The organism is Nostoc edaphicum CCNP1411, assembly GCF_014023275.1.
Lineage (GTDB): Bacteria > Cyanobacteriota > Cyanobacteriia > Cyanobacteriales > Nostocaceae > Nostoc > Nostoc edaphicum_A.
This window is the reverse complement of sequence record NZ_CP054698.1, coordinates 1,921,242-1,935,043: the sequence shown is the minus strand read 5'-3', so window position 1 is coordinate 1,935,043 and position 13,802 is coordinate 1,921,242. Positions and strand designations below refer to the sequence as shown.

15 protein-coding genes and 1 pseudogene are annotated in these 13,802 nt (G+C 39.9%); 8 read left to right on the top strand and 8 right to left on the bottom strand.

Going from position 1 to position 13,802, the window contains the following annotated elements; genetic code table 11:
• Positions 1-185: 185 nt before the first annotated feature.
• Positions 186-311, bottom strand: coding sequence for a tetratricopeptide repeat protein (locus HUN01_RS36540; protein WP_420832809.1), 126 nt, complete (start codon positions 309-311; stop codon positions 186-188).
• Between the two features lie 5 nt (positions 312-316).
• Here HUN01_RS36540 and HUN01_RS10760 point away from each other — a divergent pair, with 5 nt between their 5' ends.
• Entirely contained in the window at positions 317-526 is a 210-nt protein-coding gene (locus HUN01_RS10760; protein WP_181931254.1) for a hypothetical protein, read from the top strand.
• A gap of 88 nt (positions 527-614) precedes the next feature.
• Positions 615-3,755, top strand: coding sequence for a COR domain-containing protein (locus HUN01_RS10755; RefSeq protein WP_181931253.1), 3,141 nt, complete (start codon positions 615-617; stop codon positions 3,753-3,755).
• Between the two features lie 388 nt (positions 3,756-4,143).
• On the opposite strand, the gene HUN01_RS10750 is transcribed toward HUN01_RS10755, so the two are convergent.
• From HUN01_RS10750 to HUN01_RS10740, 3 genes are all read right to left on the bottom strand, one after another.
• The gene (locus HUN01_RS10750; protein ID WP_181931252.1) at positions 4,144-4,695 is read right to left on the bottom strand and encodes a Uma2 family endonuclease; all 552 of its coding nucleotides are present in this window, start codon (positions 4,693-4,695) and stop codon (positions 4,144-4,146) included.
• Positions 4,696-4,740: 45 nt separating this feature from the next.
• Positions 4,741-5,784 carry an agmatinase SpeB gene (gene speB, locus HUN01_RS10745; protein WP_181931251.1) on the bottom strand — a complete coding sequence of 348 codons (1,044 nt, stop codon included), beginning with the start codon at positions 5,782-5,784 and terminating at the stop codon, positions 4,741-4,743.
• A gap of 156 nt (positions 5,785-5,940) precedes the next feature.
• The gene (locus HUN01_RS10740) at positions 5,941-6,372 is read right to left on the bottom strand and encodes a nucleoside deaminase (protein WP_181931250.1); all 432 of its coding nucleotides are present in this window, start codon (positions 6,370-6,372) and stop codon (positions 5,941-5,943) included.
• 18 nt (positions 6,373-6,390) lie between these two features.
• On the opposite strand from HUN01_RS10740, the gene HUN01_RS10735 reads away from it, so the two are divergent.
• Positions 6,391-7,314, top strand: a complete 924-nt coding sequence (locus HUN01_RS10735) for a nucleoside hydrolase (protein ID WP_181931249.1) — start codon at positions 6,391-6,393, stop codon at positions 7,312-7,314.
• 161 nt (positions 7,315-7,475) lie between these two features.
• Here the strand turns inward: HUN01_RS10735 and gloA2 are convergent, their stop codons facing one another.
• Positions 7,476-7,862 carry an SMU1112c/YaeR family gloxylase I-like metalloprotein gene (gene gloA2, locus HUN01_RS10730; protein ID WP_181931248.1) on the bottom strand — a complete coding sequence of 129 codons (387 nt, stop codon included), beginning with the start codon at positions 7,860-7,862 and terminating at the stop codon, positions 7,476-7,478.
• A gap of 166 nt (positions 7,863-8,028) precedes the next feature.
• Positions 8,029-8,223 carry a hypothetical protein gene (locus HUN01_RS10725; protein ID WP_238846157.1) on the bottom strand — a complete coding sequence of 65 codons (195 nt, stop codon included), beginning with the start codon at positions 8,221-8,223 and terminating at the stop codon, positions 8,029-8,031.
• 226 nt (positions 8,224-8,449) lie between these two features.
• On the opposite strand from HUN01_RS10725, the gene HUN01_RS10720 reads away from it, so the two are divergent.
• Together HUN01_RS10720 and HUN01_RS10715 are read left to right on the top strand one after the other, a co-directional pair.
• A complete protein-coding gene (locus HUN01_RS10720; protein WP_181931247.1) occupies positions 8,450-8,671 on the top strand; it encodes a DUF433 domain-containing protein in 222 nt (73 codons plus the stop codon).
• Positions 8,672-8,781: 110 nt separating this feature from the next.
• Positions 8,782-9,423 (top strand): restriction endonuclease subunit R, encoded by a 642-nt coding sequence (locus HUN01_RS10715; RefSeq protein ID WP_181931246.1) that lies wholly within the window; start codon positions 8,782-8,784, stop codon positions 9,421-9,423.
• A 187-nt stretch (positions 9,424-9,610) separates the two neighbouring features.
• On the opposite strand, the gene HUN01_RS10710 is transcribed toward HUN01_RS10715, so the two are convergent.
• The gene (locus HUN01_RS10710; protein WP_203219532.1) at positions 9,611-10,675 is read right to left on the bottom strand and encodes an ATP-dependent nuclease; all 1,065 of its coding nucleotides are present in this window, start codon (positions 10,673-10,675) and stop codon (positions 9,611-9,613) included.
• Between the two features lie 114 nt (positions 10,676-10,789).
• Between HUN01_RS10710 and HUN01_RS10705 the strand changes: the two are divergent.
• A pseudogene (locus tag HUN01_RS10705) lies at positions 10,790-11,824 on the top strand (IS630 family transposase); the annotation flags it as partial.
• Here the strand turns inward: HUN01_RS10705 and HUN01_RS10700 are convergent.
• Entirely contained in the window at positions 11,807-12,439 is a 633-nt protein-coding gene (locus HUN01_RS10700) for a hypothetical protein (RefSeq protein WP_181931245.1), read from the bottom strand. The pseudogene HUN01_RS10705 and the gene HUN01_RS10700 overlap by 18 nt on opposite strands.
• A 380-nt stretch (positions 12,440-12,819) precedes the next feature.
• Between HUN01_RS10700 and HUN01_RS10695 the strand changes: the two genes are divergently transcribed.
• Both HUN01_RS10695 and HUN01_RS10690 read left to right on the top strand, forming a co-directional pair.
• Positions 12,820-13,143 (top strand): type II toxin-antitoxin system Phd/YefM family antitoxin, encoded by a 324-nt coding sequence (locus tag HUN01_RS10695; RefSeq protein ID WP_181931244.1) that lies wholly within the window; start codon positions 12,820-12,822, stop codon positions 13,141-13,143.
• Positions 13,121-13,591 (top strand): PIN domain-containing protein, encoded by a 471-nt coding sequence (locus HUN01_RS10690; RefSeq protein WP_181931243.1) that lies wholly within the window; start codon positions 13,121-13,123, stop codon positions 13,589-13,591. Before HUN01_RS10695 ends, HUN01_RS10690 begins: the two co-directional genes overlap by 23 nt.
• Positions 13,592-13,802 lie beyond the last annotated feature (211 nt).

Here is a 13,802-nt window from a genome sequence, read left to right as displayed (position 1 = left end):
ATACTTTACAATCCTTGCTAAAACTAAGTTAAGATGTGTATTCCAGCTTGTTGTTTTGTAAGTCTAAACTATTATTTATAAATAAAGTATCTGTAGCATGATAGACATTAAAAATATACTTTATTGGGGATGAAGCTAGCAAAAAAATGTACTATGAAAAGAGGTGAGATTCTTCTATAATTTCTTTAAATTTTGATTAAGCATGAATTATCAATATTGATGAAGCTATTAGCTTGTAGTGCTAATCCCAGATTATGGTGAGAGATTTCAACGTTAGGGTCGAGGCGTAAGGCTTTTTGGTAGGCGGCGATCGCCTTTGATTTCTTGCTCAGGGATAATTGTGCGATCGCAATTGCCCAATTCTCAAAGTCAACAAAGCGATACCTGCGGCGGATTGCGCCAACGCCTTTTTAACTCGGCAGTTCGTGTTCAAAGGTGCAAGCTTGGAGTTCAGAGGTGGAATGATGAGGTTGTGAAGGGGAGCGTAGAACCACAGGATCGCACATTGCCTCAATGCAATCCTTGATACAGGGTACATTATTAGTTAGGTCAATTTTTCTGCTGCGCGTCCAAGCAGCAACTCGTCGTCAGGCATCGCCTCCATAAAACCCCAAATGACTAACGAAGAACTGCTGAAAATTATTGAACAAGCTGTCAGAGACAAGGTGACAAAATTAGACCTTTCTGGCAAAGGCTTAACAACGCTGCCACCGGAAATAGGACAACTCACCAACCTGCGATCGATTGACCTCACCTCCAATAAACTAAGGAGTTTACCACCGGAAATTGGACAACTGACTAAGCTGCAATCGCTCGACCTCGGCAGTAATCAAGTCAGCTGTCTGCCACCGAAAATTGTCCAACTCACCAACCTACAATTGCTCGACCTCAGCAGTAATCAACTGAGCAGTCTGCCACCGGAAATTGTCCAACTCACCAACCTGCGATCGCTCAACCTCACTTGGAATCAAGTGAGCAGTTTGCCCCCGGAAATAGGACAACTCACCAAACTGGAATTGCTTTTCCTTACCTGGAATAAACTGAGCAGTCTACCATCGGAAATAGTCGAACTCACCAACCTGCAAACCCTCGACCTCAGCATTAATCAACTGAGTAGTCTGCCACCGGAAATCGTCGAACTCATTAACTTGCAATCGTTGTCCCTTGGTATGAATAAACTGAGCAGTCTGCCACCGGAAGTCGTCGAACTCACCAACCTGCAAACCCTCGACCTCACCTGGAATAAACTGAGCAGTCTGCCGCCGGAAATAATCAAACTCACCAACCTCCAAACACTCAACCTCAGCAGAAATCAACTGAGCAGTCTGCCGCCGGAAATAGTCAAACTCACCAACCTGCAAACCCTCAACCTCAGTGACAATAAACTGAGCAGTCTGCCACCGGAAATAATCGAACTCACCAACCTGCAAACCCTCAACCTCAGTGACAATCAACTAAGCAGTCTGCCGTCGGAAATTAGGCAACAGCCAAATCTGAACAAGCTGGATCTTCGTAGTAACCCAGTCCCCATTCCACCTGAGATTTTGGGGTCAAAAGATTTAAAACAAGATCCAGGCGATGTGAATGAAATTCTCGATTTCTATTTTCGAGTGCAAGATCCAGCCGAAACCGAACCATTCTACGAAGCAAAATTCTTGATTGTTGGCGAAGGGGGAGCCGGCAAAACGTCTTTAGCTAAGAAAATCAAGGATGAAAACTATAAACTACAGCCAGATGAAAAATCAACCGAAGGCATTGAAGTGATCCAATGGCACTTTACACTGCCCAATGGCAAAGATTTTCGCGTCAACATCTGGGATTTTGGCGGTCAGGAAATCTACCACCAAACCCATCAGTTTTTCCTCAGCAAGCGTTCTCTCTATGCTTTAGTTGCTGACACTCGCAAAGAAAACACTGATTTTTACTGGTGGCTGAAGGTTGTCGAACTTTTGAGCGACAAAAGCCCAGTTTTTATTATCAAAAACGAAAAACAAGACCGTCAGTGCGAAGTTGATGGAGGACAGTTACGAGGAGAATTCAGCAATCTGGAGAAAATACTGGCAACCAATTTAGATACTAATCGCGGTTTAGCGGAGATTAAAGACGCTATTCAGCTATACATCAGCAATCTTGACCATATTGGTACACCTCTACCAAAACTCTGGGTAAGAGTCAGAGCAGCGTTAGAGAACTATTCCCGAAATTACATTAGCTTTGCAGAATACTGTAACCTTTGCCAACTCAATAATTTAACTGACCGTAAAGATATGCTGCGCTTAAGCAGCTATCTCCATGACCTTGGCGTTTGCCTCCATTTTCAAGACGATTCTACACTCAAACACTACGTCATCCTAAAACCGGAATGGGGTACAACTGCTGTTTACAAAGTTTTAGATAATCAAACTGTCAAGCAAAATCTAGGTTGTTTTACCAAAGAAGGCCTCGAAGATGTTTGGAAACGTAGCGAATATGCTGATATGCACGATGAACTACTTCAATTAATGATGCGATTCAAGCTTTGCTACAAAATTCCTGGTCGCCGTGACACCTATATTGCGCCTCAATTACTTTCCATTGAAAAAGCTGAATATACCTGGGACGATCGCAATAACCTAATCCTGCGCTACACCTATACATTCATGCCCAAAGGCATCCTCACCCACTTTATTGTCGAAACGCATCCTTGGATTGAACAGCAAAAACTCGTTTGGAAAAGCGGTGTTGTTCTCAACAAAGACCAAACTCGTGCTGAAATCATTGAAAAATACAATCAACGGGAAATTCAAATCCGTGTAGCCGGAAACCGCAAAAAAGAATTAATGGCTGTTGTCACTCATGAACTCGAAAAAATCCACAACTCTTACGAACGTTTGCAATATCAAACTTTAGTTCCTTGTAATTGCGAGACTTGCAAAAATCTGCCCACACCTTATTCCTATTCTCTAGAGAAACTCAACAAACGCTTGAGCGATCGCCGTTACCAAATTGAGTGCGAAAACAGCTATGAAATGGTAGATGTCCGCAGGTTAATTGATGATGTTATGTTTCAAGCCATTAAAACAGATGGGGAACTCAACCCCCAAGTTGCACAGTTGCAAAGCGAACTGGAGCAAGAGAGAAATGAATCATTGACCCATCGTTTACGAGATAGTGAAGAAGAACAAAAAAAGATCGTGAATAGTCACTCTGCAATGGAATTCGAGAAGGAAATTTTCATCTCTTATGCTTGGGGGGGAGAAAGTGAGCAATTTGTCAATAAACTAGATGGGACTTTCCAGGCAAAAGGAATCAAAATTATCCGTGATAAACGCGATTTGGGCTACAAAGGATTAATTAAAGTCTTCATGGAACGGATTGGACGGGGTAAATGTGCGATCGTAGTTATTAGTGACAAGTATTTAAAATCTCCCAATTGCATGTTTGAGCTAGTGCAAATTGCTAAGAATGGTGAATTTTATAATCGAATTTTCCCGATTGTGTTGTCGGATGCTCAAATTTATAACCCTATTGCAAGACTTCAATATATTAAGCATTGGGAAGACAAAATTAAAGAATTAGATGAAGGGATGAGAAGCGTTAGTGCAGCGAATTTGCAAGGATTTCGTGAGGAAATTGACCAATACACCGAGATTCGCAACACGATCGCGGAACTGACTAACCTGCTAAAAGATATGAACACACTCACACCTGATATTCACAGCAAATCAGGGTTTGAGGAATTGCTGAATGCGATCGCACACCGTTTAGATGAGTAAAAATAGACTATTAGTGAAGTTTAAAGGTGAAGCGATGTCTCCGACGGGCTACTCCTACGACCTTTTTACTCGACAATTCGTGTTCCAATTACGAATTACGAATTGGTATTATCCCTCTTCTGTCACTTTCCGGGAAAGTGATCGCTAGAAGCCTCATGAGGCAATCAATACAAGCTATACTATTAGAAAAAAATAGGACTTGTATTTGTTATTAGAAAATAATCGCGCAATCGCTTGTTATACAAAGGCTCTAGATTTTAGAAAAGGCAAATGTTTTCGGAGAGTGACAGAAGAGGGTTATAGCGTTTCCCAGGCAAATGAGGTACACCTAAATCTTGCTCACCAAGGTTAATAGCTTTAAAAACGTACCTCACTAGATCGGGAACCGCTATAGCCACCCAAAAACCTGCTCAACCGTCAAATCCAGTGTTAAAAACTTTGGTGTGGGAAGGCGATCGCTACCTATCAACTCAATAGGTTCGTGTCCTGGTAAAAATGCTAAAATCAGTCGTTCCTCTGGATCAATTAACCATCCTAGCTGAGTACCATGTTTAAGGCAGTGCAAAATATTACTGATAACTTTAGTAGCTCTTTGCTCAGGTGAAAGAATTTCTACAGTCCAGTCGGGATAAATTTCAAAAGCATTGGGTACTTCGCCATCAGCTTCAAAAGGAATTCGTTCCCAAATGAATACAGCAGCATCGGGAACAATAGAACGTCCACCAAATGTACAGCGCAATTCTGGAAAGGCGAGGGCAATTTGTGAGCTTTCGGCAACTTGATTTACAGCATCACAAAACCTGAGTTGCAAACGAGAGTGTTTGCCTTGAGGCATAGGTTTCTGGTAAATTTGACCGTCAATAAACTCACTGGCAGGCTTGGTTTCTGGCAGTTTGAGGAATTCTTTGAGGGTGAGAGACGAAGGAGTTGCTGTTGTCATCGCCTTGAGTTTAGTATCATTGCCACTCTGCCAAAATTTTATCGCTTATATTTTCTGCTGAGATAAATCCATCAAGTTTGCCAGCTTGTAAACTACCCGCGCTCCAACATTACCATCCCACTCGGCATCACCGACTTCGCAGATATCAAAGCCAATAATTTTTCTGCCACTATTGACTAATTCCCGGAACAGACAAAAAGTTTGCTCTAATTCCAACCCACCTGGAACAGGAGTACCTGTACTCGGACAGAGTTTTGGATCTAGACCATCTATATCAAAGCTAATATGAACATACTCAGGTAAATGACTGATAATTTCTCGGCATAAATCAATCCAAGTTGTTCCAGAGTAAAGCTTTTGCTTAATAGCTGGGTCGTAATAAGCAATAATGCGACTATCAGATTGGTCAATCATTTGCACTTCATCATGACTAATATCACGCAAACCCACCTGCACCAGCTTGGAAATTTGCGGTATTTTCATCGCATTAAACATGATAGACGCATGAGAAAACTCAAATCCCTCATAAGCATCGCGTAAATCTGCGTGGGCATCAATATGCAAAATGCCATAGTTTGGGTAGTTAGCCGCTAATGCTTGAAAATAACCTAAAGGTGAACTGTGATCTCCACCAATGACTGCAACTCGCTTACCATGATTAATTGCTTCTTGACAATTTTCAAACAGCCATTGATTAACCTGTTCACCAGCCTGATTAATTTCTGTCAGCACAGGTGTTAAATCTGGTGTATCTGAAAGTTGTTTACCTTGGGCTAATCGCTCAATAATTTTTGCTGCCAAAGTACGATAGTATGTGTTCTTCTCTAAAATATCTTGGGGAATTTCCACCATGAAAATTCCCTGCTTCCAACCATTAGGGTTATCAAAATCGAACAAATCTAGTTGAGTCGAAGCATCTAGAATTCGCTGTGGGCCGTTAGCAGTGCCAGCACCATAGGAAACAGTGACTTCCCACGGCACACCAAAGACAATCAGGTTTGCAGACTCGTAATCGCAAGGCAAACCTAAGAGGTTGCCATTTACTTCACCTACGCCGCTGGGATTGTAGTCTTGTAGTTGATTACTCATCAAATATCTTCTGGATTTAGGTAGATGGACAGCACGCCGCCTAGTGGACATCTGCATTGTAATACAAACAAACAAAGTAGAAAGTGGGGAAGCAGGGGGAAGAAGAACTATTGATCCATGCCCCATGCCCCATGCCCTATGCCCAATTCCCAATAACTATTTACCAATATCTTCATTCCATAGTTCGGGGTTAGCTTCAATAAACTCACTCATCATTTGTTCGCATTCGTCAAGATTAAGATCAATTACTTCCACGCCGTGAGATACCATAAATTCTTTAGCACCAGGAAAAGTTCTGGATTCTCCAGCGATGACTTTTTTAATGCCAAATTGTACCACTGCCCCAGCGCACAAGTAACACGGCATTAAGGTTGAATAGAGTGTTGTACCTCTATAACTGCCAACCCTTCCAGCATTGCGGAGACAATCGATTTCGGCGTGGGTGACAGGATCTCCGTCTTGCACACGTTTATTGTGTCCTTTGCCGAGAATTTTGCCATCTTTGACGAGAACCGAACCAATGGGAATTCCACCTTCTTGTCTGCCTTGTTTGGCTTCCTGAATTGCAGCTTTGATAAACTCATCCATATTAATAATTCTCCTTTTATGTCAAAACAACTAGTATTAATGGATCACGATGGTGGTGTAGATGATTATCTAGCAACTATGCTGCTGTTGACGATGGATCATATTCAACTCCTTGGTGTTGTCGTCACTCCAGCAGATTGTTACGTTCAACCGGCTGTTAGTGCCACACGTAAAATTATAGATTTGATGGGATTTTCTCATATCCCAATTGCAGAAAGTACTGTGCGCGGGATTAATCCATTTCCTACTCTCTATCGCCGTGATTCGTTTATCGTTGACCATCTCCCCATTCTCAATCAAAGGGAAACCATCACTACGCCTCTGCTTGCCGAAACAGGTCAAGATTTTATGATCCAGGTGTTACGTGACGCATCAAGCCCCGTAACATTGATGGTAACTGGGCCGTTGACGACGGTTGCAGTAGCTTTGGACAAAGCACCAGACATTGAAGCCAAGATTCACAAGATTGTGTGGATGGGGGGTGCGTTAAATGTCCCTGGTAATGTAGAAAAAAGTCTGGAAGCGGGACAAGATGGTTCTGCCGAATGGAATGTTTATTGGGACGCGGTTTCAGCCGCGCGGGTATGGCAAACCCAAATTGAAATTATTATGTGCCCTTTAGATTTAACTAACAATGTCCCTGTCACATCAGAATTAGTGCAAAAAATGGGACGACAACGCCAGTATTCCATATCTGATTTAGCTGGACAATGTTATGCACTAGTTATCCCCCAAGATTATTATTTTTGGGATGTTTTGGCAACAGCTTATTTGGGACATCCAGAATTTTATCAACTGCGCGAATGGGAAACAGAAATTATCACCACTGGTCTTAGTCAGGGGCGTACTAAAGTAGTTCCCGGTGGTCGGAAAATTTATGCAATGGATAAAGTCGATAAAGAGGCTTTTTATAATTACATTTTGCAGCAATGGGCAAGATAAAAAATAAGCCCCTACAGCGCATAGTTTTGCTTTAGGAGACAAGAGGATGAAGACCGTTATTGCTGGAGTAACCCCAATACGGTTCGGTTAAGGCAAGAGACGCGATAAATCGCCGTCTCTACAAGTGTTTTGGTCTTATCAGAACTGTATTGTATTAAAGCTTAATTTTCATAAATCTCTAATGGCAAATTATCTGGGTCTTTAAAGAAAGTAAATTTCTTACTTGTAATTTCGTCAATTCTAATATTTTCTGTTTCGACACCTTGGGATTTTAAGTAATCAACAGTTTTTTCTAGATCATCAACTTTAAAAGCAAGATGTCTTAAACCACAAGCTTCTGGACTACTAAATCTTTGAGGAGGATTTGGGAAAGAGAATAACTCTATCTGAGCACTTTCTCCAACTCGTAAATCTAATTTATAAGAATTTCTCTCGGCGCGAAAAGTCTCTTCAATAATCGAAAAGCCTAAAGTTTCAACATAAAATTTTTTCGAGCGTTCATAGTCAGAACAAATAATAGCTACATGATGAATTCCAGTAGTTTTCATGTGTACTTTTCAAGCTAATAATCATTTACCTGTAGCACTTTTAGCAGAGTTTTGCTAGTCTTTGCAAGATAAAGGCTTTAGCAAAGTGCTAATCTGGAAAATGCAAACCTTAATGCCATCAGCCTTAAAGACGCTGATCAATACACCAGAATCTATATACGTCTTTTTAAGACTCACGGAATCCACCGCGACGTGCAGCAAGTTCAAGTCCTATTTCATCTTCGTTGAGAAGTTGTAATCCAGCAGCGATCGCTCGTTGTCGGATTGACCATAATTTTTTGGCTAAGGGTATTTGTGGCACAAAATCAGATTCGGGGGGTGTTGTTTCTGACTCAGATTTAAGTACTTCAACAAACTCCAAAACTTTTTGTTGCTTTTGGGGTGTGAGTTCTCGCCAGTCTTCAAGTAGTTTAACTTGATTACCCCTAAATACTTGGCTATTGAATGATTTTTCTATTTTAGTGGCAGAAGCCTTATTTCCTGTTCCTTGCTATAAAATTTTGCTTGGAGTACAATCGTTTCTCATTAACTTGGTATGAAGCAATATACATTGACGATGATTTTCATAAGGAGCTAGGGTTACTTCCATGAAATTAGATCGCATTACCAGCAATCCCAATCGCATGAATGGACAGCCCTCTATTCGTAATCTTCGGCTTACCGTTCGTCGAGTGATTGAGTTATTAGTTACCTACCCTAATCGTGAAGAACTGCGCCAGGAGTTTCCCGAATTAGAAGATGAAGATATTCACCAAGCCTTAATTTTTGCATCGTCCTACTTGAGCGATCGCTATTCCTGTGAGTCGTGATTTCTGGGCGATCGCTCTTTTGCTCTTATATATATCGTATATTAGGTATTGGAGCCTAGATCAAATGTCTAGACTTTTAAACTTCATGTAATTACTACAAGAATTTAACCGTGATTACAAATGCTAGTAGCCTTACCCTTGGCGCTCTCCGTCAAACTTTTGGCTTGAGACTAGACTCTAGCGATCGCTTTTTTGATGAATGGTTAAATAATGCGCCGACTCTAACCGAAGCGGAACTACAAGGACTAGATCGCCTCACTCGAAACTATACCTATCTCAGTCAAGAAGAACCACCTCTCGAAGAAATTGTTAAGCTTGTAGTTATATCACCATTGCTAGATTTAGCAGGTTTCTATCAGTTTCCTTTTTTGGTAAAAGCAGAAGTAAGTACCAATATCGAAGTTGCAGACGAAGCTAATGCTATTGCAGTTCAAGGCAGGATTGATATTTTGGTGATTCAAGATAGTTTTTGGATTTTGGTAATCGAGTCAAAGCCTGCAAGACTAGACGTTACGGCGGGAATTCCCCAAGCACTTACTTATTTGTTGAGCGCTCCCAACTTACAGTCAAGTTGTTATGCAATGGTTACAAACGGAAGAGAAGTATTGTTTTTGAAATGCGATCGCCACCAAAATTTCCCTCAATATACTAGATCCCATACTTATCGGTTACTTGAAAATACATCAGAACGTATCCAAATTTTGCAGGGACTTAAACAAATTGGGGCTTATATTGGCGATTTGAGGAGTTAGGCGATCGCTATTCCTGTGAGTCGTAATTTTTAGGCGATCGCTTAATAATTATTGGTCTTTGCTACAAGAAGTTGGCGATTACGAAGCTAAAAACTGTCTGCCAGCAATGAACTTGATACGCAGAACAAAGCTTCGTTTAACCACTGAACCGTCAATTCCTTGTAAGTACTGTTAGTCATTTTTTTCGTCATGCAGTGAACTGTTGAACAAACTGTCTTGCTACCTCAAGTTCAGAGTCATTCTTTAAGTCTTTTGCTAGCACTTCACTTACCCATTTCGGCCCGTGGTTTCCGATACTTTTAACGAAACCTTCTAATTCACCTACTTCTAAAACTAGTAGGCCAATAGATTTAAGTTTTATTTGTAATCTGTCAAATGCTTGAGTTGCGTCTCCATTAGGGATAAATGGTTTACCTACTTCCTTAGCATATGCCCAAGCAGAAGCTTTTTTTAAAGACTTCTGAATTTGTCTAATCTTTTCCAAAGGAAAGATTTGCTCTTTCGTACTCTCAAAAATTTCTTCAATTTCCTTTTTCAGTTCTGTTGTTTGCAATTCAGGTCTTTTTTGATCAATGGAATTCTTGACAATTCTCCAATCTTTTTCTATATCCTGCCAATCCCCTCCTAGTTCACTATAAATATTCTGTAACGGATTACTATCATTTAAAATATCAAAGTCTGAAACAACTTTCATTGGAACATTTAGCTTCTTTAATGATTTTATTACTACTGGAATTCTATGCTTGCCGCCGCAATGAATAAAAAGAATATCAGGGATAATCTCATTTGTATTGTCGTAAAGACTAGATAGAATTGCCGAATATAATCTACAATCAGAATCACTTTCACAAATAACTACATTGGTATGGAAAAGTCCATTAAGTACGTTAGAATGTCTCAGTAACGAGTCATTCCAAATACTTTTAATGTCTTGACTATCCAGAACACTTACTGTATTGATTGACCCGCTTCGTTGAATTCTAACGATTCTCAAATTAGAAACATTTGCATCAAGTAATCCTTTTAAAAAATCTTCGCTATGAGTCGCCAAGAATAGTTGTCTCTGGGAAGGTAAATTTTTCGCTAACATTTTCCCTAAAAGTCTTGCCTGAGGTGGATGAAGAAATGCTTCTGGTTCATCAATGAAAAGCATAGAATAATGAGAAATAAAGGTTGTGAGCAAAACCCCGACAAAACTTCTCATTCCGTCTCCTTGTTCATCCAAACGATCTAGTTTTTGAAGCTCATTCAAATAGTTATTTGAAATTCTATAGGAATCATATTTGATTTCTGAAAAAAACTACGAGATAATACGGACAGAATATTTGTCTAATAGCTAACAATGATAAACCAGCATCTACAAGCCGCGATCGCAGAACTACAAGAATTTATAGATGATCGCCCAGATGCGCGTGAGGTGAGGAAAGCGTTGGCAGTCAAATTGGTTTATCAAGGCTACAAGTATGAGGAAATTCAAACAATTTTAGATGTGTCACTGGGTTCGATAACAAGCTGGAAGCAAGCTTATGAGGAAGATGGAATTTCGGGACTGCGCCTGAACCACAAGGGAAAAAAAAGTTACTTAACTGCTCAACAACGAGAAGAAGTTTTAAGTTGGTTGCAAACAAAAGAATGTTGGGAACTTGGTGAACTCGAATATAAATTGGCTTTTGAATATGATGTAACTTATGAGTCAAAGCGGAGCTATTATGACTTATTTGATGCGGCAGGAATTAGTTGGAAGAAAACTACTTCTTTAAATCCAAAAGCTGACGAGGACGCTGTTGCTGCAAAAAAAAAAGAGATTGAAACACTATTGGCAAGGCATCGGCAGGAAATTGAAGAAGGAAAGTTGAGAGTATTGCTGCTTGATGAGTGTCATTTAATGTGGGGAGATTTAAGTGGGTATGTCTGGGGAAAAACTGACCAAGAAATAGCAGTGAGAGTTGTTAATATACGAGACAAACAGACATACTACGGGGCAGTTGACTATCTGGAGGGAAGCTTACTACTAAAAGCGTATAACGCAGGTAACTCAGAAAATACAATTGATTATCTACGTTATTTATTAGATCAGTCCCCCAATCAAAGATTACTTCTTTTTTGGGATGGTGCTTCTTACCATCGTTCACATCTGGTTCAAAACTTTTTAGGCGAGGTAAACCAAGATTTGTCTCAAGAGGAGTGGAAAATTCACTGCGTCCGCTTTGCTCCTAATTGCCCGTCACAAAATCCAATTGAGGATATTTGGTTACAAGCTAAAACCTGGGTGCGGCGTTTCTGTGCCTTGATTCCTTCGTTCTCACATCTCAAATGGATGTTTGAGTGGTTTATCCGGCACACTACCTTTGATTTTGCGACTCTTCAAATGTACGGAGCTTTTTCAGAAATCAAATATTAGTCCTATATCTTCACCATTATGCAAAACTGGTTTTTCTCCTACATAAAGTGGCACCTCACTTCCAGCATTTCTATGAACAATAAGGTCTGTCCCAAATGCTTGTCTAAAATAATTACTGAATTCGGATTCTAAGTTGTCATTTTTCTGAAGAAAATGAATTGGATGTTGAATTGGTTCAGTAATTAATTTAATATTAGGGGCGGGATTTGCTGCTTTCAGCCTATCTTCTGTTCCTAACATATTTGCAAAAACTGCCGTTAATTCACCTAAGCCATTGTCAGAATTAATCCAAAAGCCTTCAATACTAGGTCTATAAATATTAAAACCAAAACCTTGAAGATTAGGCTCTGGATTGCCTTGATATTTCTCTATAGATATTTTTTCTAGAAAAGATTTAAAACCCGCTTCATCACCTTCCTTGCAAATTGTTAAATCCCTTAGAACTTTTGCGTTTTGTTTACCATTGACTTTTGACTTTAAAAGGCTTAATGACTCTTTCAAGGTAGCACTTTTTCCAGCATTATTTGGTCCAACAAATACTACTATTTCATTCGCCTTTAGTACAATCTTAGTGCCATTGTTAAACTCTATTTCGCTTATCGAAATTTTTGTCATATAGCAATCTGAAATGAGTTATAGCTTAATTGACTTATCTGAAAACGCCCAAGATAATCGTTATCCAATTACAAAGCGGACGATTAAAATTGGAGTTGTAACGCAACTGCGGTTTAAGTACAGCTTGTTTAGGCAATTTAATAGTTAAACAAGCCGTTTGGATAAAATACCACAGGTTATACTCTAAGTCAAACGCGATCGCCTCAATTATCTATCTGCTAAAGGCTTTGCGGTATGCGATCGCTATTTCTGTGAGTCGTAAAGCGTTAGGCGATCGCCTCAATTATCTAACTGCTAGAGGTTTTGCTGATAACTTAAGAACAAGGAAATAGGCGATCGCGTAACATAGAATTATAACTGACTTCAAAACAGCAAATTATATGCTAGAAGCAAATATACGCGACAACCAAGAGCTTTCTCAGCTAATCCAACAAGCCAACTCTAAGCGAGAAGCGATCGCCTTAGTCCAAGAAGGGCAACCAAAAGCAGTGCTGTTAAGTTTAGAAATGTTTCAACATTTGATAGGGATTAGCGATCGCCGAGAACAGCTATCAAACGAAGCATTTGCAACTATGTCGCATCAACTTTTTACCAAATATGGCTATGACTCGACCGACAAAATTATGGAACTTATTCAGGATGTAAAACAAGAAATATCAACAGAAAGAGAGCAAAGGCTAAATGACGGTGAAATCAAAGTTTAGTTTGCCCAAATCAATATTTCTCGATACAAATATCTACATTCTGGGAGCGCTTGATTTAGCCAGCGATGAAAGCAAAATTTTATCCTTGCTAGTAAGTGATGAAAATAGCGATGAGCAAACTAGAGTTATCTTCTCTCAAGAACTTATCGATCAAATCTTACGAGTTGGTAAACGCTTGCAAAACAAAGACTGGTCAAGTGGTCTGTTAACAAGACTTTGGCAGCAATTGAAAGTAGATTTCATATTTGTAGAAGACCAAGATATTCAAGCGATCGCTGATGCTGGCATAATTCCCCGTGAAGATGCAGGTGTTTACCTGACTGCCAAGCAAGGAAAAGCAAAATGTTTTGTATCCAGAAATTACAAACTAATTCGCGCACTTGTCGAGCAAACTGAAGAATTTGAATGTTTCACTCCAAGCGAGTTCTTACAAAAATATGCCCCATAAGCTAGATAAACTGATTTGTTTGAGCGATCGCATCAATATCCATCTCCTAAAGGCGATCGCTATTCCTGTGAGTCATGATTATTAGGCGATCGCTTCAATTATCTAACTGCTAGAGGTTTTGCTGATAACTTAAGAACAAGGAAATAGGCGATCGCGTAACATAGAATTATAACTGACTTCAAAATGGCAAATTATATGCTAGAAGCAAATA